Raw genomic sequence first — 24,964 nt, forward strand, 5'->3', positions numbered from 1 at the left:
TCCTACAAACTGCCTTGCAATTCTCTTATTACGTAACCTTCTCCTAATTTAACTATTGCTTTTTTCCATCCTCTGGTATACCCTTCACTTCTTCCCAATCTTTTTGGTTTCGGTTTCATATTCATTACGTACACTTTTTCTACTTTGACTTTGAATATTGTTTCAATGGCTTCCTTTATTTCTGGTTTAGTAGCATCTTTCACAACTTCAAATGTATATTTTCGTTCTTGCATGAGAGAATAAGTTTTTTCTGTTAAGATCGGCCTAGTAATAATATCGTACGCTTTTTGAAGCTCCATCAGCCGATCACCTCCTCGATTTTATTCACCATTTCTTTGGTAAGTACAATTTTCTCATTGTTTATTAAATCAAATACATTCAAACCATCCACATTTTTTTTATTTTGTCCAGGATTATCAGCAATAATTACTTTCACCTTTGGTAAATTTCTTGCAGACAATTTGAAGTTTTCGTATTGTTCTTGCTTATAAGGAAATAAAAATAAGACCTTTGTACCATCCATACCAAATTGGGTCAAAATATTTTTTACATCTTTTGTTCTAGGTTTTTCAAATTTAACATCATCCAAAACAATTAAGTTATTTTCTCTATACCTGACACTCAATGCAGATTTTAATGCTAATCTTTTCATTTTTTTGTTGAGATCTTTGTGAAATTCCCTAGGTTTTGGTCCAAAAGCTACTCCACCGTGTCGGAAAATAGGAGATCTAATTGATCCGGCTCTTGCTCTACCTAAATGCTTTTGAGGCCACGGTTTTCGGCCTCCTCCCCTGACTTCACTTCTAGTTTTTGTCGAAGCTGTACCTGCCCTTTTGTTGGTTAATTGCATATCCACGTATCTATATAGTACATCCATATTTGGGTCGATATTAAAAATTTCATCTTTAATATCTAACGTTCCCACTTTTTCATTTTTAATGTTGTATACATCTATCTGTGACATTTTTTAATTGACCTCCTTACTTCATTTTTGGGCGTTTAGCCTTAACGGCTTCTCTTATTGTTACTAATCCGCCCCTCGCTCCTGGGACTCCACCTTTGACCGCTATTAGATTGTTTTGTACATCAATGTAAACTACCTCTGAGTTTTGAATGGTTACCCTTTCATTTCCGTATTGACCAGCCATTTTTTTCCCTTTGAATACCTTAGAAGGATAGGATGCATTTCCTGTTGATCCTAGATCTCTATGAAATTTTGAACCGTGAGTTTTCTCTCCCCCTGAAAAGTTCCATCTTTTCATAACTCCTGAGTATCCTCGGCCTTTTGATTTACCTATTAAATCAATCTTTTCTCCTTCAGAAAAAATTGATACATCAATTTTTTGACCGATTTCGTAATCATCGACATTGTCTACTCTAAATTCCCTTAAATATCTCATGGGTTGCACTTGTGCCTTTTTGAAGTGACCCATCAATGGTTTGTTTGCTTTTCTTTCCGGTATCTCTTCAAAACCTATCTGTATAGCGTTATATCCATCTGTTTCTACGGTTTTCTTTTGAACTACCACACATGGTCCAGCTTTGATAACTGTCACCGGGATGGCTTTATCGTCTTTAAAAATTCGTGTCATTGCAACTTTTTTACCTAAAATACTCTTCATTTTCACACCTCCAGAGCCCGAATGATATCCGTCTTAATTTTTTTAGATTTACAATGGCATTAAGCCTTTATGTCTACAGATACTCCTGCTGGAATATTGACTTTCAACAGTTTAGTAACCGTATCTGATGAAGCATTGTAGATATATATAACTCTTTTATGAACAACTTTTTCAAATTGTTCCATTGAATATGAATATTTGTGTGGGGATCTTATTACCGAATATACAGTTCTCTTATTTGGTAATGGAATAGGACCAGAAACTTTAGCTTCGGTATCTTTTACGGCATCAATAATTTTTTTTGATGATTCATCTAGTAATCTATGGTCGTATCCTTTCAATCTAATTTTTATGTACTTATTATTGGCCATATTTTTTTAAAAAGCCTCCTTTTAACTCATTAGTAAGGGGAGCTGAAGCTCCCCGTACAATAATACATTCAAATTGATTATTCAATTATTTCTGTAACAACACCGGCTCCTACTGTCCTTCCACCCTCTCTTATAGCGAATCTCATCCCTTCTTCAAGGGCTACAGGGTAAATCAGTTCTACTGTCATATTGATATTGTCACCAGGCATTACCATCTCTGCACCGCTGGAAAATTCTACAAGAGTTCCTGTAACGTCTGCTGTTCTAATATAAAACTGAGGTCTGTAACCTTTGGTAAAGGGTGTGTGTCTTCCTCCCTCTTCCTTTTTCAATACGTATACCTCAGCCTTGAATTTTTTGTGAGGAGTAATTGAACCTGGAGCGGCGAGGACTTGACCTCTTTTTACTTCATCTTTTTCTATACCTCTTAAAAGACATCCGACGTTGTCTCCAGCTTCACCTTCATCCAATATCTTTCTAAACATCTCAACACCGGTTACAACAGTCTTTTTTGTTTCATAGCTCAAACCAACTATTTCAACTTGATCTCCAGTGTGAACAACACCTCTTTCGATTCTTCCAGTAACAACCGTTCCCCTTCCAGTAATGCTGAAAATATCTTCTATGGGCATTAAGAAAGGCTTATCAGTTTCTCTGACTGGATCTGGAAAGTAATTATCAATCGCATCTAGAAGTTCGTATATCTTTTGTGTCCAAGGACCGTCTGGGCTGTCTTCTTCCAATGCTTTTAGGGCAGAACCTTTAACAACTGGGACTTCATCTCCAGGAAATTCGTAGCTACTTAGGAGATCTCTAACTTCCATTTCTACTAAGTCTATTAATTCTTCGTCATCAACCATGTCAACTTTGTTTATAAAAACAGCTATAGCAGGAACGTTAACCTGTCTTGCCAACAAAACATGTTCCCTTGTTTGTGGCATAACACCATCAGTTGCGGCTACAACCAAAATAGCTCCATCCATTTGAGCTGCCCCAGTTATCATATTTTTTATGTAGTCCGCATGACCTGGACAATCTATATGTGCATAATGCCTTTTTTCTGTTTGATATTCAATGTGTGAAACGTTGATGGTGATTCCCCTTGCTTTTTCTTCAGGAGCTTTATCTATCATGTCAAAAGGTGTAAAATCTGCCCAGCCTTTGTAAGATAAAGCCTTGGATATAGCGGCGGTTAAAGTTGTTTTCCCGTGGTCAATATGACCGATAGTTCCTACGTTCATGTGTGTCTTTTCCCTAACAAACTTCTCTTTAGCCATTGTTCTATCTCCTCCTTATAAATTATTATTGAACTTATTCTCTACTTAAGAGTTTTTGAGTTACTTGCTCCGGAACCTCCTCATAATGAGAAAATTGAATCGAACTGGTTGCTCTTCCTTGCGAAAGAGATCTCATTACTGTGGCGTATCCGAATAATTCTGATAATGGAACATGGGCATGTATTATTCTGGTATTCGTTCCTCCCACGTTTTCAAAACTCTCTACTCTTCCTCTTCTTGAGCTTAAATCGGCAATTATATCTCCCATGTATTCTTCAGGAGTTGTAACGTCCACTTTCATGACAGGCTCTAACAAAACTGGTTTGGCTCTCTTTACTGCATCTTTAAAAGCCATAGATGCAGCTATTTTAAAGGCCATTTCTGAAGAGTCAACTTCATGGTATGAACCATCAAAAACTTCCACTTTAATAGCCACCATTGGATATCCCAATAAGACGCCATCTTGCATACTTTCCTTAACACCATTCTCTATGGCTGGTATATATTCTTTTGGTATGACTCCTCCCACTATTTTATCAACAAATTCGAATTCTTTTTCGCTATTCAAAGGCAGCGGTTCAATTCTAAGTTTAACATGTCCGTACTGCCCACGACCTCCAGTTTGCCTTATATATTTACCTTCAGCTTCGGCTGGAAGTTTTATTGTTTCTTTATATGCTACACGCGGCTGACCTACTTTAACGTTCACCTTGTATTCTCTTTTAATTCTCTCAATGATAATTTCTAAGTGCAATTCTCCCATTCCAGATAATATGGTTTCTCCAGTATCGTGGTCGACGTAGCTTCTTAAACTTGGGTCTTCTTCTGTTAATGCATTTAGGGCTTTACCCAATTTTGCTTCATCATCTTTGGTTTCAGGTTCTATGGAGACCGAAATAACAGGTTCTGGGAATTCAAGTTTTTCTAGAACTATATTACATTCTTTATCTGAGAGTGTATCCCCTGTAGAAGTATCCTTTAAGCCAATTAATCCAACAATGTCTCCAGCCCTTATGTAATCAACTTCTTCCCTTTTGTCAGCATGGAGAAAAACAAGTCTAGATACCCTTTCTGTCTTATTTTTAGTTGTATTGACCACGTAGCTGCCCTTATTTAAAGTACCGGAATAAACTCTAGCAAAAGTCAACTTACCAATAAAAGGGTCCGCCATTATTTTAAAAGCCAACGCAAAAAAATCTTCGTCTTTGGAAGGATGAATATCTTTTACATATTCCCCCGTCCTTTCATCAAACGCCTTAACAGGGGGCATATCTAATGGCGACGGCAGATAATCGATAACTCCATCCAACACGGGTTGTATACCTTTGTTTTTAAAAGCACTTCCACAAAAAACAGGTACTATTTTGTTTTGAATAGTGGCTTTTCTTATCGCTTCTTTTAATTTAGCCAGGGGAATTTCTTCCTCTTCTATATAAAGTTCCATTATATCTTCATCAACCTCCGCAATTGCGGCAATTAAATCTTCTCTCTTCGATTCACAAAAATCTATTAAATCATCTGGAATACTGGTTCTTTCGATTGTTTGGCCACTTTCATCTTTCCAATAAAGTGCTTCCATAGTTAGTAAATCAACTACACCTTCAAAATCCGACTCAGAACCTATTGGAACTTGCAAAGCAACAGGATTCGCACCCAACTTATCTTTCATTGTTTGTATAGCGTTAAAAAAATTCGCTCCTATTTTATCCATTTTATTCATAAAAGCAATTCTCGGCACTCTGTACCTGTCAGCTTGCCGCCAAACAGTTTCAGATTGTGGTTCAACTCCAACTTGAGCGTCAAAAACGGCAACCGCCCCATCTAAAACACGTAATGATCTTTCCACCTCAACCGTAAAATCAACGTGGCCTGGTGTATCAATTATATTTATCCTATGATCCTTCCAAAAGGCGGACGTTGCAGCGGAGGTTATGGTAATCCCTCTCTCTTTTTCTTGATCCATCCAATCTGTTTCAGTTGTACCTTCATCAACATTCCCTAATTTGTGTTTTGTCCCCGCATAAAACAAAATTCTTTCGGTAGTAGTTGTTTTCCCTGCATCTATATGCGCAACTATTCCTATATTTCTTATTTTTTCTATGGGGTATAATCTTTCTTTCAAAACAATCCCTCCTAAAACTGCTATACTACCATCTGAAATGTGCAAAAGCTCTATTCGCTTCAGCCATCCTGTGAACGTCTTCTTTCTTTTTTACGGCAGGTCCCGTATTGTTGTACGCGTCTATCAGTTCTTGAGATAATTTACTAATCATATCTCTTCCTTTTTTTGATTGTGCAGAAGTAACTATCCATCTTATAGCTAAAGATGTGGCTCTGTTTTCAGGTACTTCAAAAGGTACTTGATATGTTGAACCCCCAACCCTTCTTGATCTTACTTCTACCACAGGTTTAACATTATCTATCGCTTTATGAAAAGCCTCTATTGGATCTTCTTTTGTTGCTTCAGCCAATCTTTCCAAAGAAGAATACACTATTTTTTGAGCTAAAGATTTTTTCCCATCATACATTAACCTGTTTATAAATTTAGAAAGTAAAATATCTCCGTAAACGGGATCTGGAACTATGTTTCTTTTCTCAGCAGTTCTTCTTCTCATTCAGTAAAGAACCTCCTTATTAAGCCTTTGGTTTTTTGGTACCATATTTACTTCTACTTTGTTTTCTACCTTCAACTCCAGCAGCATCCAAAGCTCCTCTGATTATCTTATACCTTACACCAGGTAAATCTTTTACCCTTCCACCTCTTACCAAAACGTTAGAATGTTCTTGTAGGTTATGACCTTCTCCAGGTATATAACAAGTTACTTCAATTCCATTCGATAGTTTAACCCTTGCAATCTTTCTTAAAGCTGAATTAGGTTTTTTCGGGGTCATAGTTGATACCCTTACACAAACACCTCGTTTTTGAGGGTTACCTCGTAATGCAGGAGATTTGGTCTTTTTCTTTACAGATTTTCTTCCATATCTTATTAATTGATTAATCGTTGGCACTTAGATTTCTCTCATTTCAAGGGAAGCCACTAAATAAGTGCCCTCAAAAATGAGAGTTCACCTCCTTCTGCTTTATTTTAATTTATATTAGTAAAATATATATATTTTTCGTATATTTGAAAAAATAAGAAAACGCCAGTGGATATTTTACATTATTAGACCTTAATTAAAAATTAATTAAATATAACAATTTAAATAATTTATCGTTATTTATAATTGATTTTCAAACGGTTGACCATTCCCTCAGGAATTTTTTTGATAAAATCGTTTTCCTTTTTTACAAAATAAAATGAATTCCTTAAATAAGGGTTGGTCGTTCCAGTCAGTTGTTTCAAAATGTATAATTCATTCTTTGCCCTTGTTATGGCAACATAGAAGAGCCTTTCTTCTTCATCTAATTTTTGTTCTTTAATTGCAAGTCCGTTGGGAAAATCTCCTGGATTCACCGATATGAGAATAACTACTTTCCACTCCAACCCCTTTGCTCCATGAATCGTTGTGAGAGTTAACTTATTCTCATCATTGACCCCGTTCGTGGCGTTCTTTTTTTCATCGTTCGCGGGTATTACCCCTAGCTCTTCACTGAGCGTCAAATCTTCTATAAAAGCACCCACGGAATCGTATCGACTGGCAATTTCACTGAATCTTTCAATATCCATGTTCCTTGATTTAGAATCAGTAAAAGTTAAGAAAGAATATTCTTGGTAGAAATCTTGATAAATGACATCTATCAACTCATCAGGACTACTTTCTTTCTTTTCAAAAAGTTTTGTCAATAATTCCAGGGGTGTTTTGAACTTTTTTATTTCAGTTTCCTTCAATATATTTGAGATGTTATCGTTTTCCTCATTTATTCGAGTTTCTATCTCTTCATAGATCTTTGATGCAGTTTTGTTACCAATCCCAGGAAATAATTTTAAAACTCTCATCCATGAAATCTTATCCAAAGGATTGTTTAATACCTTTAAAAAAGCCAATATATCTTTAATATGTGCGGTTTCGATGAATCTCAATCCCGATAGTATTCTGTAAGGAATACCTTTTGAATCCAATTTTTGCTGTAATACCATAGATAGTGAATGTGATCTATATAGTACAGCGATATCTTTGTAATCTAAACCTTCTTTTAATTTATCTTTTATGATTTTGGTTACGGCATCGGCTTGTTCCAAATCGTCAAAAGTTTCCACAACAAAAGGTTTTAAATAACTTTTTCTTATAGGCTTGAGGACTTTAGGTACAGAGTTAGAAGGTATTAAATGATTAATAAAACCTACTATATCAGAGGTACTTCTGTAATTACTTTGTATTTTGAAAACTTTTGTTCTGTCATCTTCTATAAAATCTTTTACGTTTTTAAATAAAGCTCCTCTAAAAGAATATATGCTTTGAGAATCGTCTCCAACAACTATCAAATTTCCATGAACCGAGGATAAAGCCTCAACCAATTCAATTTGAATTTTGTTCGTATCTTGAAATTCGTCAACTAAAACATATTTAAATTGGCTTGAACACTTGTTTAGTACTTCTGGATGAGTTTTGAATAAAACTAAAGTATTTACTAATAGATCGTCATAGTCCATGGCGTTCATATCTTTTTTTAATTGGGTATATATACCCCAGATTTGTTCAATATCTCTTTCAAAATTCAACAAATAGGGAGCTCTTTCAAGTATGGCTTCTCTTAAAGAGGTTAATGTATTACATGAATAGCTTATAATTTTCATTATTACTTCTTCTTTGGGAAGTTTGTAATTATCACTGATTTCCTTGATGTACTCGCTTTTAGCCATTTTCAGTAAATCTTTTGAATCTTCTTTGTCGAGAATGCTGTAATTATTTTTGTAATCTAAAATCGTAGCATACCTTCTGAGAATAGAATTACATATATGATGAAAGGTACCTGCAAGCATTTTGTCCATGTTTCTGTTAGTTACATTCTTTACTCTTTCTATCATTTCCTTTGCTGCCGCTTTAGTGAAGGTAACTAGTAAAATATTCTCAGGTTTAACTCCATTATTCAACAAATAGGCAATTTTATAGGTTATTACTCTAGTTTTACCAGAGCCGGGACCCGCAACTATTATCGATCTTCCTTCTGATTTTATAACAGCTTCTTTTTGTTCCTCATCTAACTCATTTTCTAGAAAAGAGGGGAACCTTTTTTCCAAAAAGAGGAAATCATTCCCCTTATTTTTCTCCATGTATTTACACTCCTATTAAATATCATATTGTATATTTGCACCCCTTCGCCCGTTATATATCTTTCTTTTCTATCATATCGCTTATTTCTTTTAATTGCAAGCTTCTGGAGGGATGCCTTAACTTCCTTAAAGCTTTTACTTCAATCTGTCTTATCCTCTCTCTTGTGACATTGAAGAAGTTTCCAACCTCTTCGAGTGTTTTCATCTTGCCATCAAGCAAACCATACCTCATTTTTAACACCGTTGCTTCTTTGGGCCTTAAGGATTCTAAAACTTTTTCAATTTCTTCTTTAAGTATCATTCTTACCGCAATTTCCTCTGGTTGATCAGCTTCAGAGTCCTCTAAAAAATCCCCTATATAAGCTTCTTCATCATCTGAACCACTTATAGGCGCATCAACGGAAATGATTTCTTTAGTTGCCAATAAAATCTCATCCATCTTTTCCAACGGTTTATCCAGTAATTCTGCTAACTTTTCGGTAGTGGGATATTCACCTGTTTCTTGGAGATGTTTTCTAATAACTATATTCATCCTATTTATAGTTTCAACCAAATGAACAGGTATTCTAATTGTTCTCGCTTGATCGGCTATAGCTCTTGTTATTGCTTGCCTAACCCACCAAGTAGCGTAGGTTGAGAACTTAAAACCTCTTTTCCAATCAAATTTTTCTACAGCTCTAATTAAGCCAATGTTCCCTTCTTGAATCAAATCCAAAAAGGTTAATCCTCTTCCAGTATATCTTTTGGCTATACTTATTACTAATCTTAAATTTGCCTTCACCAATTCGTCTTTGGCTTTTTTGTCACCTTTTTTAGCCCTTATCGCAAGTTGTCTTTCCCTGGAAGGGGTTAAGAGTTTGATCCCCCCTATTTCCCTCAAATAAATCTTTATGGGTTCATTTACGGCAGAGTTGTCAAATATCTGAGATTCCCTTTCTTGAAAAAGCTCTTCCAAACCCTCGTTAAAAAATTCTTCTTCCTCCTGGGCTTGGTCCTCTGGAAAAGATTCCATAATTTCTATTCCTTCGGATTCTAGCTTTTCATGAATCTTTTCTAAAAAGTTACCATCAATTACATCTGATAAATTATGAGGTATGCATTCATCTATATCTTGATAAGTTATGGTATTATTTTTCTTTTTGGCTATTTCAATAAGGTTTTCCAAACCTTTTTCAAGTTCTTCTATATAACATTCTTTGTCTCTTTTAACCCTAATTTTATCTTGATCAACAATCTCTATTTTTTCAATTTCTTCTATTAATTCTGAAAAATCTATCTTTTTCTTAAGCTTTTCCATCGATTAGTTTACCTCCATAGGGAACGTTATTAGATCGCTTAATAAACAAATAAAATCCATTTTTAAAATATTGTGTAATCTACTATTCAATTTACTATTTTTAGTTTAGAATAAAGTTGTATGATTTGAGACGTAATATTCGTCTTTTCCGAAAGATCTTTTGTTTCATGAAGTTTTTTCTTCAACTCTTCTATTTGTTGATTTATTTTTGTTCTTCTAATACTCTCTTTTAAAGAAGAAAGAATCCTCTCCGGATTAAAGAAATATTCAATCTTCCAAACCTCTACTATCAATTCACTTAGTTCTTTTGAAGAATTTTCAAGTAGAAACCCGATATCTGAACTTTGTGAGGTTAAAGTAAAAAATTCTTTGAGTAATTGACTAGAGAAATCTTCTTCGCTGAAATAATTTTTGAGTATCTCTCTATAGTGAGGATATTTAATCCATAGGTATAAATAAGATTTTGCAATATCGTACCTTATATCCTTTTCTACGTAAAGAGTATCTTTCGTTTGAGAATTAGACTCATTTGAAGCAGAACTTTCAGGTATGAGCGCAGACGTTCTTTCTAATACTTTTTGAATGTATTCGGTGCCTTTTCCCGTTTTTTTTGAAATATTTTCTATAAAACTTTGTAAATAACTTATTCTTCCAACATTTTCAAATTTTTTGTACCATCTTGACATTTCTTTCAAATATTTCTCTAAAGCGAATTCATTGCCTAAATCGTATTTTTCTGCATAATAATCAATAATGAATTCATGAAATTTGTAGGAGCTTTTTAATATTTCGGCGATGTATTTGTTATCGTGCTTCTTGGTTAGTTCATCTGGATCTTTAGCAGGATACTTCGAAACTGCTATTTGGAAATCTTTAGCAAATAAAGCATCTATAGTGGATAAAGTGACTTTTTGACCAGATTCATCCATATCGTACATTGTAACTACTTTGTTAGTTGCTTTCAGTAATTCAAGGGCATGATCTTTTGTAAAGGCAGAACCTAAAATTCCTACAACATTTTTGAAACCTAATTTGTACATGGAAATTACATCAAAGTACCCTTCGACCAATATTACAAAATCATTTTCTTTTATGAATTTTTTGTTTTTATAATACCTGTAAAGTATTTTAGACTTTTTAAAAAATTTATTCTCAGGAGTATTCAGATACTTAGGAGAATTCGTTTCTTCCTCTATTTGTCTACCAGCGAAGCCCACTAGTTCTCCAACATTGTTCCTGATTGGGATAATTAAACGATTATAAAAAAACTCTTTGTCACCATTGATCAACAAACCAGCATTCTTTGCAATGTCTTTGTCAAAAAGATTTTCTTCGATCACTTTTTGGATTTCTGAGCCCGTGGCAAACCCTAATTCAAATTCTTCAGCTAACTCTCTGGTTATCTCTCTCTTTTTCAGATACTGCCACACTCTATGCTTCGAAGAAAGGTTGAGAAGATTATAGTTATAAAGCTTGGAAACTTCCTCATTGAAAGTTACCTCAACAGGTTCTTCTTTTTGAGTAATATCTAGTTCAATTCCTGCATATGTAGCTATTTTTTTTAAGGCATCCAAAAAACTAATTTGTTCATACTTTTCCAAAAAAGTGATCACATCACCATGAGCTCCACATCCAAAGCAATGGAAGGTTTGAGTTTCAGGAAATATATAAAAAGATGGTGTATCTTCCGCGTGAAAAGGACATAGTGCTACGTAATTTTTTCCCCTTTTAGAAAGAGACAAATAAGAATTGACGAAATCAACTATATCAACTTTATTTTTAATTTCGTCAATCGTTTTTTTCAGGTTATCGTAATTTCTGCTCATAATACTTCACTATTCCTTAAAAATACAAAGCAAATAATACAATACTCATCTTTTTGAAAACTGAGCTCTTTTCCTAGCTTTTCTCAAACCATATTTCTTTCTTTCTACTTCTCTTGGATCTCTGGTTAATAGACCTTCTTTTTTCAAAATGGGTCTCAAAGATTCATCATAAGAAAGCAAAGCCCTGGCAATTCCAAGCCTAATGGCACCAGCTTGGCCACTCAATCCTCCACCATTAACCCTTATAACTAAATCAAACTGTCCATTCGTAGATGTAATGGTGAGTGGTTTTAAAGCTTCCATTTCCCATACCTCGTTGCCTCTTAAATATTCTACTAAACTTTTGTATTCTTTTCCGTTTATTTTAATCTTACCATTACCTGGTCTCAAATGTACCCTCGCAACAGCTGTTTTTCTTCTACCGGTTCCATAATATTCGACAAGTTCTGCCATTCGAATACCTCCTGATTAAATATTTTCTATTTTTATCTCTTTTGGTTTCTGAGCCTGGTGTGGATGATCAGGACCAACATATACCTTTAATTTTTTCATCATATGTTTGGCTAAAATGGTCTTTGGCATCATTCCCTTCACAGCCAACTTAATTATCCTTTCAGGATGTTTATTGTACATTTGTTCAAAAGAAATTTCCTTGAGCCCTCCAGGATAACCACTGTATCTTCTGTATACTTTGTTTTCTTTTTTGTCTTTCGAAAGTTTTATTTTTTCTGCATTCACTACAACAACAAAATCTCCACAATCTATATGTGGTGTATAAGTTGGCTTGTGTTTCCCTTGTAGTATTTTTGCAATCCTTGATGCTAGTCTTCCTAGTGTGTAGTCTTTTGCATCAATTAAGAACCATTCCCTTTTTATATCCTCTTTTTTAGCGATATACGAAGGCTGCACTAATTTAGAATTCATTTCAAAAACCTCCTCATTCTTCTCTTTTTGCTTGAGCGAAACTTGTTATTTTTGTTTTTTTCAATAAAAAATGCGAAATAGACGAATCCACAAAAAATTTGATGAAATTAAACAATAGAACTAGTAAAAAAAACACTTGCAAACTTATCCCTATGTTACTAACGAATTGTGATGTTGGTTGATTAGTATAAACTGGTATCGCTATAAAATAATTCAACCCGTACGCTACAACCCCCGTCAGTAAAGAAGAAATTACGTAATTGATCCAGTTGTTCAACTTAACGAAATTTTTTAACAAATACAATGTGGTTATAAAAGCAGTCCCAGCTATAAAATTCATCAATATACCTATTAAACCACCATCACCAGCTCTGAAAATAAATAAAAAACTTTTTATTATAAGAGTAAAGAATCCAGGCAAAAAACCGTATCCCATTGTCACCAAAATGATCAAACTGTCGCTGGGATCAAATTTTAAAAAAGGTAACAAAGGTATTATTGGAAATTCTATAAAAGTTAAAAGAAAAGAGAGTGCCCCAAATATTCCAACAATCGCAACTCTTCTACCATGCATAAACGGATCAGTCCTTTAGGGCATAAACATCAACGAACTTCCTGTTGTTTTTAGTTTTGAACTTAACAACGCCGTCTATTTTAGCAAATATCGTGAAGTCTCTTCCTATTCCAACGTTTTCCCCAGGATGAATCTTAGTGCCTCTTTGTCTAACAATTATAGTTCCAGCCTTAATTTTTTTGCCGTCAGAAGCCTTGACACCAAGATACTTGGGGTTGCTATCTTTTTTATTTACATCAGAGCTTTTTTTAGCAAAAAGTTGTAAATCTATTTTCATATTCTTATCTAACCTCCACTTTAAGATTTCTTGGGTAATCTTTAGATATAGCAACCAAACTTTTAAGCAAGTAATCTAATAACAATTGGGAGAGGTGAGTTTCTTGCTTGAGCGAAATCTTTAAATAGCCCTCTCTTTTCTCAATCTGACCTAAACTTTCATTTTTTAGAATTTCAGCAACAAATTGCGTTAAAACACTCACGGCACTACAAACTATATCATTGCCAAAAGAAGAAAATTCGGCATGTCCGAAAATTTCTACACTGGGGCTTTCAGAATTGGTATAAACTGCGGTAATCATCGGCGTTACCCTTCAATTTCTTTTATTTTTAGAGCGGTATATTCCTGTCTGTGACCTTTTTCTCTTCTATAATTTTTTCTTCCTTCAAATTTGATTATTTTTACCTTTCTATCTTTCCCATGCTCTACAACCTCGGTAATTACCTTTGCTCCATCCACATAAGGTTTCCCAGCTTTCTTTTCTTCATCTTTACTTAAATAAATAACTTTGTCTAATACTACCTGGTTACCTGGATCGACATCTTTTACTTTTTCAGTGTAAATCACTTGATCTTTTTCTACCTTGTATTGTTTACCATTAAAATAGACTATAGCGTACACTTTTGCACCTCCGATCTCTCAGAATTTTCTAAAATCCATTTGCCTATTTTACCATCTAAATAAACGGGTAGTATTAATTAATTGTTAATTTTAAAAAAATAAAACTAGACATTTTTCACTCTATGAACTTTTCTATTACTTTAGCTTGGTCAGGATATATATACTTTATTTGATTATAAATCTCCTTTAATTGTGCTTGCTTATCTTTATCGATAGTAATGCCGTTCAAGTAACTTTCCAAATCGTAACCGTTTTGAATGAAGGAAAATGGTTCTTTAAAGAAATCCGTCAGATTCTCTTTTTTCCATTGCTCGATTTCTTTTACCACATCAGGATAAAGATATTGAATTTCCCTCTGGGCAGCGTTTATCTTTTTTTCAAGCTCTTTATACGGATAATCGAACTTGACCGAATTTAAATATCCCACAACGTTCCCCCCGGTGGAAACAAAATCAATGGGACTTTCAAAAAATGAAATATTTTCTTGTATACTTTTTAAACTAAGATAAACATAAACCTCTTCGCTTTGGCCATAATAAAGTAAAGAGGTGGCAATCTCTTTTGCCCAGGGAACAGCCGTGTAAGAAGATAAAAGATCTTCCCCTTTAACCATAGTGGTTAAAACCTCGCTACCGGTGTATCCAACAAACCAAGCTGATAAATCAGAAGTTCCGGTTTTACCATGTAAATCTAAATCTAAAACATTTGCTCTTTGCCCTGTTCCTTCTAAAACGACTTTTCTCATTAAAGTATTCATTGTGGCATATGAATCATTGGATATACCATCGATTTTTCTTTCAACATTTGGATATCTTTTATATATTAAATTCCCTTTTTTATCGTAAACTTCTGAAATTATGTAAGTCGAAGGAATAATACCGTAATTTGGGAAAAGTGAATAAGCTTTTGTAAACTCATATGGACTTGTTTCCACAGTTCCCAGCGACAATGTTAAATCATTGGGATATTTACCTTGAACACCCACAACATTTGAAAGAAAATTCTTTATTGTTTCTATAGACCTTTGAGGAGATATATCTATATGAGAAGCGAGGTAGATCGATGGAATGTTTATGGAATCGACTAACGCTTCTTCTAAAGTGACCGTTCCTCTGTATGTCTTATCAAAATTTTCCGGGGCCCAATCACCAAATTTCATAGGTTGATCGGGAAGTACTGTATCTGTATCATAACCATTTTCCAAAGCTAAAAGATAATAAAATGGTTTAATAGCAGAACCAACTTGTTGTTGGGAATAGAAAACATCGTATTCTCCACCCCAAAAACTTAATATTTCACCAGTTTTGTTGTTGATCACAATGGCAGAGGTTGATGAATCTACAGTAACAGAATCGAATAAATTCTTATTAAAGGTGGTTTTTATAGTATACCCACCGCCCTTTAATCCTATATCTTCTTCTTCTACTTTGATTCTATAAACTAAATTTAAATATCTTTCATCGTAGGTTTGAGGGTAAAAAACCATCTTATCTATTCTTTCCTTAACGCTATCTTTTTCTTCTATTATAAAATTACTAGGAAGGGAATTTAAAACTATCATCCCCTGATTTTTAGCTCTTTCTGGGTACTTATAGGGGTTGTAAACTTCTGGCCCATTTATTATCCCTATTAAAACTAGCATCTCTTCGTAACTTAAATTCTGTAGCTCTTTTCCGTAATATCTCTCTGCCGCAGCCCCAAATCCTGAAATGTCATTCCCCAAATACACACTATTCATATAAGCTTCCAAAATTTCTTCTTTTGTATAAGACCTCTCCAGAAAAAAAGCAAGCATCATATCCATTATTTTCCTTTTAATAGTTCTTTCATTTGTGAGATAAACAGTTTTGGCAAGTTGTTGAGTCAGGGTACTCCCACCTTGGACTATAGAAAAGTTCTTTATATTTGTTAATGCAGCTCTCGTCAACGCCTTAATATTGATCCCATTGTGCTCGTAAAACTCTCTATCTTCTGACCACAAAAGGAAATATATCAATTCTGAAGGCATTTCATCCAACTTAACATATTTGTATTTTGTTGATAGTATTTGTTCTCCATTATCGAATAGATAAGTGTTGTACTTGGGATCCACAAGAAAAATAGAAGTTGAATCATTGTAATAGCCGTATACATAGAAAAATAAAGCAAAAAAAATTGCCATTCCCATAAAAAAACCTATAATGAAACTCTTTATAAAAAACACCTCCGCTACATGGCTTATCGTTTGTCTATTGTTTTTTCTTGATATGACCTTTTAAATGTTTATTTGAAGATATCATACCATATTTAGATTTATATTTTTTAAAAATTTTAGTAATAAATAATATTATAGAAAATATTTTACTTGTTTTTCTAAATGAAAAATGTTAAAATAATGGTGAAAGAATTTATAAGAATAACAAATTTCCCATAAAAGTAAAATAATAGTAATTAAATTGATAGAAAACAAAAATGCCTATGTAATCCTTAATAGTATAATTGTTTCTGTCAAAAATTTAATTAACTTAAGGAACCGCGACAAAAATAATTTATTCAATGTTTGTGAGGAGGCTGAATATTATGTCAGGACATAATAAATGGGCAAATATTAAACACAGAAAAGGTGCACAAGATGCAAAAAGATCCCAAATGTTTACAAAACTCATTAGAGAGCTTACAATAGCTGCTAGAGAAGGTGGAGGAGATCCAGAAGCTAATCCACGTTTAAGAACCGCGGTAGAAAACGCCAAGGCAGCTAACATGCCTAAAGACAAGATCGAATCAGCTATAAAAAAAGGAACCGGTGAATTAGAGGGTGAAGAACTCACCGAAATAATGTACGAGGCATACGGTCCAGGAGGAGTTGCGCTCCTAATTTCGGTTGTAACCGATAACAAGAATAGAACCGCTCAAGAGGTTCGCCATGTTCTCTCGAAATGGGGTGGGTCTTTAGCAGAATCAGGTTCTGTTTCGTGGAATTTTGAACGAAAAGGACTAATAACCATCCCCAAAGAAGAAGTTGAAGATATTGACGAGTTAATGTTACTCGCGGTTGAAGCTGGCGCAGAAGATTTAGATGAAAACACCGATCCTTTAGAAATCATCACCGCCCCGGAAAATCTGACTCAGGTGAGAAATGCTCTAAAAGAAGCAGGATATACCGTTTCCGAAAAGTTAACCTTTTTACCCAAAACAACCGTTAAGCTTTCTGATGAAGACGCCGAAAAGTTATTAAAATTGTTGAATGCATTGGATGATATGGATGATGTTCAAGAAGTATTCGGAAATTATGAGATTGACGATGAAGTAATGGAAAGACTCGCTGCAAACATTTAAAAACCCATAAATGGGGACTTTCGTCCCCATTTTAAATTATTAGGGAACTATTTGGGAAAGGATAACTACAAATGAAAAGATTTCCCTTAATACTTATATTAATTACATCGATAATCTCCACCTTGAATTTCGCCTCTAGTCCCTCGAAGGTACTTTTTTTAAGTGATTTCACTCAAACTTTGAAAAACGAATTTATTTTTGATTTAAAGTTTGAAGATATTTACGAAACTAAGTTCAATTTTGACTTTGAATCTTTAGAAGACGAAGTTCGATTATCGAATGTAGATAATGTAATTAATTATTTCAAATTCGATCAAGCAGGCTTCGAATTTTCGTATAGAAATCCCGGAAATAGAAACGACCCATACTTTTTAACAGAAAGTTTTGATAGTTTCAGCATGGTATTGGACGATTATTTTGTACTAACGTTCAACGATCTGAAAATTGGCGTTATCTTCAAAGAATCGCTTTTTAACATGTCCTTTTGGACTAAGGTCACAGACCTTTCTCAATCAAAAATTGCGTTGACTTTAGCAATTCCAAACAAATTAGGTATATCTCTAGGGTTTGAAGATATTATGAAGTACTATTTTAGAGCTGGAGATTTACTTTTTTCTTTGGATAATAATGCTCTTGACTCTGTTTATATTTTGAATCAAGATTTTCTATTGGAGTACAATTCGAGCACCAAATCTCTTTTGATTGATTCGATTTACTTCGATAAAAATGAAGAAAATTTCTATTTTCGAATACCTGTTACGAGAAATTTATTTCTGACTTATTCCAATCTTGGAATAGGTGTTTCTTTCTATATAGAACTCTTAAGCGAAAATAGATAAATAAATTTGGAGGAAAAAGATGGCGGATTATTATTCTTCTCCTTATGATGACGAAGATTACAAATTGTTTTTGAAAAAGTTGGTAACCCATTTCAATCTAGATCTCTCTGGATACAAACAACACAGAGTAAGGCGTAGAACGGATATATTGCTCAAAAAGTATGGAATCAATTCGTATTCGGAATATCTAGAATTATTACAGAAAAATAAGGACAAATGGCAGGAGTTTTTAGATAAACTCACCATAAATGTTACGGAATTTTTTAGGAACCCAGAGAAATGGGAATATTTAAAACAAGAAATAATCCCCGAGCTCATTAAAAATCACAAACCGAGGCTAAAATTTTGGAGTGCAGGTTGTTCTACAGGAGAGGAACCTTACACACTTGCTATTATATTAAATGAATTAGGTATTTCCAGCAAATCAACAATAATCGCTTCAGATTTTGACGATGGAGCTTTACAGCAAGCCAAACGTGGCATATATAATGAAAAAAGTTTAATAAACTTAAACGATGAATACATAAAAAAGTATTTCAAAAAAAAAGAAGAAGGTAAATACGAAATAAAAGATTTCATCAAAAATAATGTTACTTTCAATAAAATGAACCTCCTATTTGACGAGTTTGAAAAGAATTTTGATTTAATCATATGTAGGAATGTTGTCATATACTTTGACAACGATGCTAAAGAAAAGTTATATAAAAAATTTTACGATGCTTTGAATCCTGGAGGAGTTCTGTTTGTTGGCTCTACGGAAAGAATTTTCAATTACAAGGCTTTTGGCTTTACTTCCATTGCACCCTTTTTTTACAAGAAATGATCTGTAGATAGAGGGCAGGGAGCGGAGCAAAGGGGCGCTGAAAGAAGCTTTAGGGATTTTAAAATCAAAATGTTTAGGAGGAAACAAATGAAAAATATAAAAACTATGACAATGGAATGGACAGGTAACAGCCTAGTTTTGATAGACCAGAGGTATTTACCCTTAGAAGAAAAGTATGTAGAATGTCGGAATTATCTCGATGTTGCCAACTCAATAAAAGACATGGTAGTAAGAGGAGCTCCCGCTATAGGAGCAACTGCAGCATTTGGCTTCGTTTTAGGAGCAAAAGAGTTTTCACATCTTTCTGACAAAAATCTATTTTTAAACAAATTAGATGAAGTAAAAAACAGCTTATCTAAAACCCGTCCCACCGCCGTAAACTTATTTTGGGCTTTAAACAGAATGGACAAAGTATTAAAAGACAGCTTCCAAAACGAAGAAACTAATGACCTTGTAAAGACATTGGAAGAAGAAGCCTTGAAAATCGCTTACGAAGATATTGAAATAAATAAACAAATTGGTAAGAACGGAGAGACTTTGTTAAACGATGGAGATACCGTTTTGACGCATTGCAATGCAGGAGCTTTAGCAACCGTCGACTATGGAACTGCTTTAGGAGTTATTAGAGCAGCCGTAGAAAATGGAAAAGATATCCAGGTCTATGCCGATGAAACCAGACCATACCTACAAGGAGCTAGATTGACGGTTTGGGAATTGGTTAAAAGTGGTATCAAAACTACATTAATTACAGACAACATGGCAGGCTGGGTGATGAAACAAGGAAAAATAAATGCTATAATAGTGGGTGCCGATAGAATCGCACGTAATGGGGACGTTGCCAACAAAATTGGAACTTATTCTGTAGCTGTTCTTGCAAAAAGGCATGGTATTCCTTTTTATGTCGCTGCTCCTCTTTCAACTATAGACATAGAAACAAAAGATGGAGAAGGTATTCCCATCGAAGAAAGGAATCATAATGAGGTCAGATTTTGTCATAAAACTCGTTTAGTACCAGACGATGTAAATATATACAACCCTGCCTTTGATGTAACTCCAAATGAATTAGTTACAGCGATAATTACCGAAAAGAAAGTCCTAAGATCTCCTTATGAAAAAAACATAATGGAAGTGGTCACCCTTTGAAAATACTTGTAATTAGCGATCTACACATTCCCCTAAAATCAGACTTGAAAAGTCTAGAAAAATTAAACTTTGGACTTTATGATCAAATATTTTTACTCGGAGACATCGTAGATATCGAAGTGTTGAATTACTTAGAAAATCAAAAGCCCATACTTCATGCAGTGTATGGAAATATGGATGATTTTTATATAAAAAATCGACTCCCTGAAAAATTGTATTTAGAATTATTTGGCAAAAAAATAGGTCTTATCCACGGTCATCAAACTGGTCGTGCAATACCTGATAAACTTTTGAAATATTTTAATAAAAAGATTGATTTGATGGTCTTTGGACATTCGCATTATCAAGAAAAATATGAAATAGAGGATACTTTGATATTGAATCCGGGGGCTTTTTGTGAAGGAGATTATGCAGAAATAGAGTTGAATGAGAGTATACTTGAAATCAAATTACTACATCCGTGATTTTACGTTAAGCTAATCAATATATTTTAGGTATCTTTCGTTTATCCCATTATCCCCTATGATATTCGAATAGATTTTTGCAAAGTTTCTTAAACTGATATATCTATTTTTATCATCTATCCTATATAGTCCTGTTTTTAAAAGACGGTTGTTGATTTTAACATCGCTTAGAGAATTATAGATATATCCGAAAATTTTCACATTATTTTCCAAAGATTGATTAATCTTGTATAAATTATTAACTAAATATCGGCTTTTTAAACTATCATCCTCAACTGTAGATATATTTTCAGTTATTAGGAAAGGCAGGTAATATTTAGAAGAAAATCTTTTTATTACTTCATCAAGGTCCATATTATTCTTCCTTCTTGAAAATTCTCTTATCAAAGAAGTATATTCTTCTGAATTTGAAGTCAAATCATTGAAATTTATCCCGATAAAATCTATATCAGAGTTTTTAAAAGCCATGTTTTCAAAAAAAGGGCTTTCTCCTTTTACAATTACATCAATAAAGGAAAAAACAAAATCTAACTGTTCTTCTTCCTCAACATAAAATTCCTCGCTTACCGATACTTTAGCGTAAGGGTTAATACTTTTTATTATACGAACACTTTTATCGTAAAGATTGAAGAGATTTTGAACCGTTTCATGTAATGCGGTGTTATCAACATCTGCACCTTTAAAAAATCTTTTTTTTAGGTATTTCGCAGTATGATTCAAGATAATATAATATTGAACCTTGAATTTAAAAGTGGAGACAATCTTTTCTATAATTTCTATAAATATCGAGATATTTTCTTCGTTTTCTATATTATCAAAAGCTTCTTTTTTATTGTACGAAAGGAAATCAAAATCGACGAGGTTAACGATAGGTTCAATTCCACTTTGACGTAGTTGCTCTATAAAGTTATCATACATAGCACAAGAATAAAAAGGATCAAGATATAACAAATCCCAATTTAGATTGAATCTAAAAGAATTAATTTTCAACCTCTTAAGAAAAGATAATTGTTTGTTCAAGTTTTTTTCTGCATTTTCAAATATTTGTTGTTTCGATCCTTCCGTTGAATTTTCCAAAAAAGGAAAGAAAGGGGAGTTTACTCCCCACAAAAAAGATCTCGGAAAATTTACATTTTCCACATAAAACACCTTCTTTACTCGTATCTTAAGGCTTCTATTGGGCTCAACTTTGATGCTTGATTTGCTGGGTATATACCAAAGAATAGACCTATCGCCGCAGATACCCCAAAGGATAAAGCGATCGATTTCCAGGTTATGACGGCCGTTAATCCAAAAGCTCTACCAAAATATGCTATTAAACCTGAGAGAAGCCCACCTAATATCATACCTATTATACCAGCTACCACTGTTAAAACTATACTCTCAACTAAAAATTCCATCAAAATCCTATGCCTTGTGGCTCCTATAGCCATCTTTATACCTATCTCTCTGGTTCTTTCTTTAACGGTGACGAGCATAATATTCATTATTCCTATTCCGCCTACAACTAACGAAATTGCCGCTATTCCTACAAGTATCACATTCATAATACCAGTTATTTGATTAACAGCTTCTAAAATAGCGTCTTGACTTAATATACTGTATTTATCAGAATCTCCAAATTTTCTATAAAGATAAAAGTCCGTCGCCATGGTTGCCAATTCTGCAGTATTCTCATCTACTGCTGAAACAAAAATAGAGCTCGTCCTTCCATTCATGTGAAACAACCTATAATCTGCTACTGTATGGGGGAGTATGATCATATCATCAACGTTAAATAATAACCTTGTTCCGGTTTTTTCCAAAACTCCAACTATTTCAAAAGAAACCTTTCTACTACCAGAATTTCCACTTTGAATAACATTGATTCGTTCACCAACAACATTTTGACGACCAAATAATTCATTAGCTATATTATAACCTATAACGGCAACCGACCTTAATTCTTCTTCGTCAGTTTCATCTAACCTTCTACCATAAGCAATATTTAAGTTCATTATATCAAAAAAACTAGGCATAACTCCGAATACCGATCCGGAAATTGTTTCTCCAGCACTTTCAATGGTCAAATTTGAATTTAAAACACCTGTAGCATTCTTTACTTGTGGAACCATACTTTTAATGTTAACTGCATCTTGAAACTCAAGGGGCTGAGATGAAAATCTGGAATACACAGTGGAGTTAACCATAATAATATTGGACCCTAGAGAAGAAACGGTATTGTTTATTTCCTGCCTTGCTCCATCCCAAATATTTGAAGAATTTCTTCTCCACTTTTAGTATCCAGGTTCCCCGTTGGTTCATCAGCTAAAAGAAAGGCTGGATCGTTAGCTAAAGCCCTTGCTATTGCTACCCTTTGTTGTTGCCCACCCGATAGTTGAGTTGGTTTATGATCTAACCTGTTACCGAGCCCTACTAACTCTAATTGTTCTTTTGCTATCTCTCTTCTTTTTTTCTGAGGTACACCCGCATATATTAAAGGTAGTTCAACATTTTCCAATGCACTCAACTTTGGAAGTAAATTGAAACTTTGAAATACAAATCCTATCTTTTTGTTTCTTACCCTTGCTAATTCTCTATCTTTCATTTTGGACACTTCCACATTTTCAATGTATACCTGTCCTTTTGTAGGTTTATCCAGACAACCAAGAATTTGTAACAAAGTTGATTTACCGCTACCTGAAGGTCCGATTATGATGACATATTCACCATCTTCAACATTAAAAGAAACCCCGCGCAGTGCCTCAACTTTTACTTCTCCAACATCGTATATTTTCCATACATCTTTTAATTCCATTACTGCCATCAAAATCCGCCTCCTCCAGGACCTTGAGGAACAGCGCCTGGAGCAACAGGTACTCCCATTGGAATACCATAATTTTGCATTATTCTTTGTGCTTCTTCTTGAGATGGCAATATCAAAACCTTATCTCCTGGTTTTAAACCCGCAGTTATTTCAACCATGCTATCCGTTTCTTTTCCAGTTTGTACTTGAACAGGTTCCATACCACCTTCTGCAGTCTTTTTGTATACTATTTTTGACCCATCAACCCCTTCATGAATGGCATCTTTTGGTACAGCTACTGTGTTTTCCAATTTTAAGGTAACTATTTCTACATCGGCTGTCATACCAGGAATCAGGAGATTTTGAGGATTATCTTGTGTAAATTCAATTTCAATTGGTATAACAACTACCCCCATATCCGTTTGAGTAGTTGGACTAATCCATGTTATTACTCCTGGCTCTTCTAAATTCAAAGGATCTATTCTTATTGTTGCGTCCATGCCTTCATTTATAAGCGGGAAATCTATTTCATCAACCGCAGTTTCAACTTTTATTGTGCTATTATCCACTATAGTTAATACGGCAGAAGTTGTTCCAACCATATCCCCCTTGGAAATATTTACTGTGTTTACTATCCCTGAAACAGGGGATTTTATCTCAGTTTCTTCCAAATTCTTCTTTGCTTTTTCCAACTGTAACCTCTTTACTTCCTTCATCCGTTCACCTACGTTGGTTGATGATTCGTAATCATTTAAGGCATTCAAGTACGCTATCTGATAGTCAAGATCATCTATTTTAGCTAATATCTGACCTTCTTCAACCTCGTCTCCTTTTTCTACGTATACCTCAACTATTTCTCCAGAAACTTTTGGGATCACTGATTCAATCTCAGCCGTTATGTTTCCCACCACTTCTATCGAATCTCCTACGCCATCTGATTTTACCTCGTATTCTAAGTATATTGACGGTAATCCACTTGTTTCAGAAGTTGTAGGTGAACTTTGCATTGGAAAAAATATTATCCCAACTACTACAATTATAGCTACTATCACTATTGTCCATATCGTTATCTTTCCTCTTCTTTTCAATTTATATCACCCCATATGTCCACATAGTATTGCTGCATTATTCTTAATTCGTTTGTCAGAATGTCGTTTTCCGTCTTTTCACTCGTTAATTGTGCCCTGTTTAACGTTATTTCTGATAATTTTAATTCCTCATCCGTTATGTATCCTTGATCATTTAATTCTTTACTTCTATTGTAATCTTCTATGGCGTTTTCTAAATCTATTTGATTTACTCTAAAGTCATAATTCAACGTTTTTCTGGTAGTTTCTAAACTTTTAATCGCATTTTCCACTTCCAACATACTTTCATCGTACGTCAAAGCGGCAACGTTTGTTTTCATAGTATCAGACGCCAACTTTCTTTCTCCTTTATCTAATATAGCTAATTGAAATCCTACACTTATACTCAAATTATCAATCAAATTTTCTCCTTCTTCGAAAAATGGATTCATAGACATACTTATCTTATTGAAAGGCAGGTAAGGAATGAACCAGAAATTACTTTCTATTTCCGATGCCTCTTCTT

General features: G+C 34.1%; 27 protein-coding genes and 1 pseudogene. 5 read left to right on the plus strand and 23 right to left on the minus strand.

Annotated elements, in window-relative coordinates:
- Positions 1 to 2: 2 nt before the first annotated feature.
- From rplW to AA81_RS05460, 18 genes are all read right to left on the minus strand, one after another.
- Entirely contained in the window at positions 3 to 299 is a 297-nt protein-coding gene (rplW, locus tag AA81_RS05375; RefSeq protein ID WP_103898455.1) for a 50S ribosomal protein L23, read from the minus strand.
- Positions 299 to 964, minus strand: a complete 666-nt coding sequence (rplD, locus tag AA81_RS05380; protein ID WP_103065579.1) for a 50S ribosomal protein L4 — start codon at positions 962 to 964, stop codon at positions 299 to 301. Before rplD ends, rplW begins: the two co-directional genes overlap by 1 nt.
- 16 nt (positions 965 to 980) lie before the next feature.
- A complete protein-coding gene (gene rplC / locus AA81_RS05385) occupies positions 981 to 1,622 on the minus strand; it encodes a 50S ribosomal protein L3 (RefSeq protein ID WP_103065580.1) in 642 nt (213 codons plus the stop codon).
- A 59-nt stretch (positions 1,623 to 1,681) separates the two neighbouring features.
- Positions 1,682 to 1,993: a 30S ribosomal protein S10 gene (rpsJ, locus tag AA81_RS05390; RefSeq protein ID WP_103065581.1), complete on the minus strand. Its 312-nt coding sequence runs from the start codon at positions 1,991 to 1,993 to the stop codon at positions 1,682 to 1,684.
- Positions 1,994 to 2,070: 77 nt separating this feature from the next.
- Positions 2,071 to 3,270, minus strand: a complete 1,200-nt coding sequence (gene tuf, locus AA81_RS05395) for an elongation factor Tu (RefSeq protein WP_103065582.1) — start codon at positions 3,268 to 3,270, stop codon at positions 2,071 to 2,073.
- 34 nt (positions 3,271 to 3,304) lie between these two features.
- Positions 3,305 to 5,392, minus strand: a complete 2,088-nt coding sequence (gene fusA, locus AA81_RS05400; RefSeq protein ID WP_103065583.1) for an elongation factor G — start codon at positions 5,390 to 5,392, stop codon at positions 3,305 to 3,307.
- 25 nt (positions 5,393 to 5,417) lie between these two features.
- Positions 5,418 to 5,885: a 30S ribosomal protein S7 gene (gene rpsG / locus AA81_RS05405; RefSeq protein ID WP_103076399.1), complete on the minus strand. Its 468-nt coding sequence runs from the start codon at positions 5,883 to 5,885 to the stop codon at positions 5,418 to 5,420.
- Positions 5,886 to 5,904: 19 nt separating this feature from the next.
- The gene (rpsL, locus tag AA81_RS05410) at positions 5,905 to 6,279 is read right to left on the minus strand and encodes a 30S ribosomal protein S12 (protein ID WP_103076400.1); all 375 of its coding nucleotides are present in this window, start codon (positions 6,277 to 6,279) and stop codon (positions 5,905 to 5,907) included.
- A 206-nt stretch (positions 6,280 to 6,485) separates the two neighbouring features.
- Entirely contained in the window at positions 6,486 to 8,483 is a 1,998-nt protein-coding gene (locus tag AA81_RS05415) for an ATP-dependent helicase (RefSeq protein ID WP_103078838.1), read from the minus strand.
- Positions 8,484 to 8,535: 52 nt separating this feature from the next.
- Positions 8,536 to 9,780 carry a sigma-70 family RNA polymerase sigma factor gene (locus tag AA81_RS05420; protein ID WP_103076402.1) on the minus strand — a complete coding sequence of 415 codons (1,245 nt, stop codon included), beginning with the start codon at positions 9,778 to 9,780 and terminating at the stop codon, positions 8,536 to 8,538.
- A gap of 86 nt (positions 9,781 to 9,866) precedes the next feature.
- Positions 9,867 to 11,606 (minus strand): DNA primase, encoded by a 1,740-nt coding sequence (gene dnaG / locus AA81_RS05425; RefSeq protein ID WP_103898456.1) that lies wholly within the window; start codon positions 11,604 to 11,606, stop codon positions 9,867 to 9,869.
- 45 nt (positions 11,607 to 11,651) lie between these two features.
- Positions 11,652 to 12,059: a 30S ribosomal protein S9 gene (rpsI, locus tag AA81_RS05430; RefSeq protein WP_103076404.1), complete on the minus strand. Its 408-nt coding sequence runs from the start codon at positions 12,057 to 12,059 to the stop codon at positions 11,652 to 11,654.
- A 15-nt stretch (positions 12,060 to 12,074) separates the two neighbouring features.
- Positions 12,075 to 12,530: a 50S ribosomal protein L13 gene (rplM, locus tag AA81_RS05435; RefSeq protein ID WP_103076405.1), complete on the minus strand. Its 456-nt coding sequence runs from the start codon at positions 12,528 to 12,530 to the stop codon at positions 12,075 to 12,077.
- 13 nt (positions 12,531 to 12,543) lie between these two features.
- Positions 12,544 to 13,104, minus strand: coding sequence for an ECF transporter S component (locus AA81_RS05440; protein ID WP_103898457.1), 561 nt, complete (start codon positions 13,102 to 13,104; stop codon positions 12,544 to 12,546).
- A gap of 7 nt (positions 13,105 to 13,111) precedes the next feature.
- A complete protein-coding gene (rpmA, locus tag AA81_RS05445; protein ID WP_103076407.1) occupies positions 13,112 to 13,381 on the minus strand; it encodes a 50S ribosomal protein L27 in 270 nt (89 codons plus the stop codon).
- 4 nt (positions 13,382 to 13,385) lie between these two features.
- Positions 13,386 to 13,682 carry a ribosomal-processing cysteine protease Prp gene (locus AA81_RS05450; RefSeq protein ID WP_103898458.1) on the minus strand — a complete coding sequence of 99 codons (297 nt, stop codon included), beginning with the start codon at positions 13,680 to 13,682 and terminating at the stop codon, positions 13,386 to 13,388.
- Between the two features lie 5 nt (positions 13,683 to 13,687).
- Positions 13,688 to 14,002: a 50S ribosomal protein L21 gene (rplU, locus tag AA81_RS05455; RefSeq protein WP_103898459.1), complete on the minus strand. Its 315-nt coding sequence runs from the start codon at positions 14,000 to 14,002 to the stop codon at positions 13,688 to 13,690.
- A 115-nt stretch (positions 14,003 to 14,117) separates the two neighbouring features.
- The gene (locus AA81_RS05460; RefSeq protein ID WP_103898460.1) at positions 14,118 to 16,169 is read right to left on the minus strand and encodes a transglycosylase domain-containing protein; all 2,052 of its coding nucleotides are present in this window, start codon (positions 16,167 to 16,169) and stop codon (positions 14,118 to 14,120) included.
- A 392-nt stretch (positions 16,170 to 16,561) separates the two neighbouring features.
- Between AA81_RS05460 and AA81_RS05465 the strand changes: the two genes are divergently transcribed.
- From AA81_RS05465 to AA81_RS05485, 5 genes are all read left to right on the plus strand, one after another.
- Positions 16,562 to 17,317 (plus strand): YebC/PmpR family DNA-binding transcriptional regulator, encoded by a 756-nt coding sequence (locus AA81_RS05465; protein ID WP_103078847.1) that lies wholly within the window; start codon positions 16,562 to 16,564, stop codon positions 17,315 to 17,317.
- Positions 17,318 to 17,388: 71 nt separating this feature from the next.
- Complete coding sequence (locus tag AA81_RS05470; protein ID WP_103898461.1) at positions 17,389 to 18,156, plus strand: hypothetical protein; 768 nt, start codon at positions 17,389 to 17,391, stop codon at positions 18,154 to 18,156.
- A gap of 19 nt (positions 18,157 to 18,175) precedes the next feature.
- Positions 18,176 to 18,979, plus strand: a complete 804-nt coding sequence (locus AA81_RS05475; RefSeq protein WP_103898462.1) for a CheR family methyltransferase — start codon at positions 18,176 to 18,178, stop codon at positions 18,977 to 18,979.
- 87 nt (positions 18,980 to 19,066) lie between these two features.
- A complete protein-coding gene (gene mtnA, locus AA81_RS05480; RefSeq protein ID WP_103078850.1) occupies positions 19,067 to 20,122 on the plus strand; it encodes an S-methyl-5-thioribose-1-phosphate isomerase in 1,056 nt (351 codons plus the stop codon).
- The gene (locus AA81_RS05485) at positions 20,119 to 20,586 is read left to right on the plus strand and encodes a metallophosphoesterase family protein (RefSeq protein WP_103898463.1); all 468 of its coding nucleotides are present in this window, start codon (positions 20,119 to 20,121) and stop codon (positions 20,584 to 20,586) included. Before mtnA ends, AA81_RS05485 begins: the two co-directional genes overlap by 4 nt.
- 12 nt (positions 20,587 to 20,598) lie before the next feature.
- Here the strand turns inward: AA81_RS05485 and AA81_RS05490 are convergent, their stop codons facing one another.
- From AA81_RS05490 to AA81_RS05510, 5 genes and pseudogenes are all read right to left on the minus strand, one after another.
- Positions 20,599 to 21,726, minus strand: coding sequence for a family 1 glycosylhydrolase (locus AA81_RS05490; RefSeq protein ID WP_103898464.1), 1,128 nt, complete (start codon positions 21,724 to 21,726; stop codon positions 20,599 to 20,601).
- 14 nt (positions 21,727 to 21,740) lie between these two features.
- On the minus strand, positions 21,741 to 22,775 hold the full coding sequence (locus AA81_RS05495) for an ABC transporter permease (protein ID WP_103898465.1): 1,035 nt from the start codon (positions 22,773 to 22,775) through the stop codon (positions 21,741 to 21,743).
- A 59-nt stretch (positions 22,776 to 22,834) separates the two neighbouring features.
- Positions 22,835 to 23,395 (minus strand): annotated as a pseudogene (locus AA81_RS05500) (ABC transporter ATP-binding protein); the annotation flags it as partial.
- A complete protein-coding gene (locus AA81_RS05505) occupies positions 23,392 to 24,459 on the minus strand; it encodes an efflux RND transporter periplasmic adaptor subunit (RefSeq protein ID WP_103078854.1) in 1,068 nt (355 codons plus the stop codon). The pseudogene AA81_RS05500 and the gene AA81_RS05505, both read right to left, overlap by 4 nt.
- A partial coding sequence (locus AA81_RS05510) for an HlyD family secretion protein (RefSeq protein WP_169999621.1) occupies positions 24,456 to 24,964 on the minus strand: 509 nt, incomplete at its 5' end. The genes AA81_RS05510 and AA81_RS05505, both read right to left, overlap by 4 nt.

The sequence above is a fragment of the Petrotoga halophila DSM 16923 genome (assembly GCF_002924615.1).

Bases quoted from the DNA above. Each gene is read 5' to 3' on its own strand.
- rpmA (WP_103076407.1), bottom strand. From the start codon at position 13,381: ATGAAAATAGATTTACAACTTTTTGCTAAAAAAAGCTCTGATGTAAAT.
- rplW (WP_103898455.1), bottom strand. From the start codon at position 299: ATGGAGCTTCAAAAAGCGTACGATATTATTACTAGGCCGATCTTAACA.
- tuf (WP_103065582.1), bottom strand. From the start codon at position 3,270: ATGGCTAAAGAGAAGTTTGTTAGGGAAAAGACACACATGAACGTAGGA.
- AA81_RS05440 (WP_103898457.1), bottom strand. From the start codon at position 13,104: ATGCATGGTAGAAGAGTTGCGATTGTTGGAATATTTGGGGCACTCTCT.
- AA81_RS05415 (WP_103078838.1), bottom strand. From the start codon at position 8,483: ATGGAGAAAAATAAGGGGAATGATTTCCTCTTTTTGGAAAAAAGGTTC.
- AA81_RS05475 (WP_103898462.1), top strand. From the start codon at position 18,176: ATGGCGGATTATTATTCTTCTCCTTATGATGACGAAGATTACAAATTG.
- dnaG (WP_103898456.1), bottom strand. From the start codon at position 11,606: ATGAGCAGAAATTACGATAACCTGAAAAAAACGATTGACGAAATTAAA.
- AA81_RS05450 (WP_103898458.1), bottom strand. From the start codon at position 13,682: ATGATTACCGCAGTTTATACCAATTCTGAAAGCCCCAGTGTAGAAATT.
- rpsG (WP_103076399.1), bottom strand. From the start codon at position 5,885: ATGAGAAGAAGAACTGCTGAGAAAAGAAACATAGTTCCAGATCCCGTT.
- AA81_RS05460 (WP_103898460.1), bottom strand. From the start codon at position 16,169: ATGGGAATGGCAATTTTTTTTGCTTTATTTTTCTATGTATACGGCTAT.
- AA81_RS05495 (WP_103898465.1), bottom strand. From the start codon at position 22,775: ATGGTTAACTCCACTGTGTATTCCAGATTTTCATCTCAGCCCCTTGAG.
- rplM (WP_103076405.1), bottom strand. From the start codon at position 12,530: ATGAATTCTAAATTAGTGCAGCCTTCGTATATCGCTAAAAAAGAGGAT.
- mtnA (WP_103078850.1), top strand. From the start codon at position 19,067: ATGAAAAATATAAAAACTATGACAATGGAATGGACAGGTAACAGCCTA.
- AA81_RS05465 (WP_103078847.1), top strand. From the start codon at position 16,562: ATGTCAGGACATAATAAATGGGCAAATATTAAACACAGAAAAGGTGCA.
- AA81_RS05420 (WP_103076402.1), bottom strand. From the start codon at position 9,780: ATGGAAAAGCTTAAGAAAAAGATAGATTTTTCAGAATTAATAGAAGAA.
- rpsI (WP_103076404.1), bottom strand. From the start codon at position 12,059: ATGGCAGAACTTGTCGAATATTATGGAACCGGTAGAAGAAAAACAGCT.
- AA81_RS05470 (WP_103898461.1), top strand. From the start codon at position 17,389: ATGAAAAGATTTCCCTTAATACTTATATTAATTACATCGATAATCTCC.
- rplD (WP_103065579.1), bottom strand. From the start codon at position 964: ATGTCACAGATAGATGTATACAACATTAAAAATGAAAAAGTGGGAACG.
- rplC (WP_103065580.1), bottom strand. From the start codon at position 1,622: ATGAAGAGTATTTTAGGTAAAAAAGTTGCAATGACACGAATTTTTAAA.
- rpsJ (WP_103065581.1), bottom strand. From the start codon at position 1,993: ATGGCCAATAATAAGTACATAAAAATTAGATTGAAAGGATACGACCAT.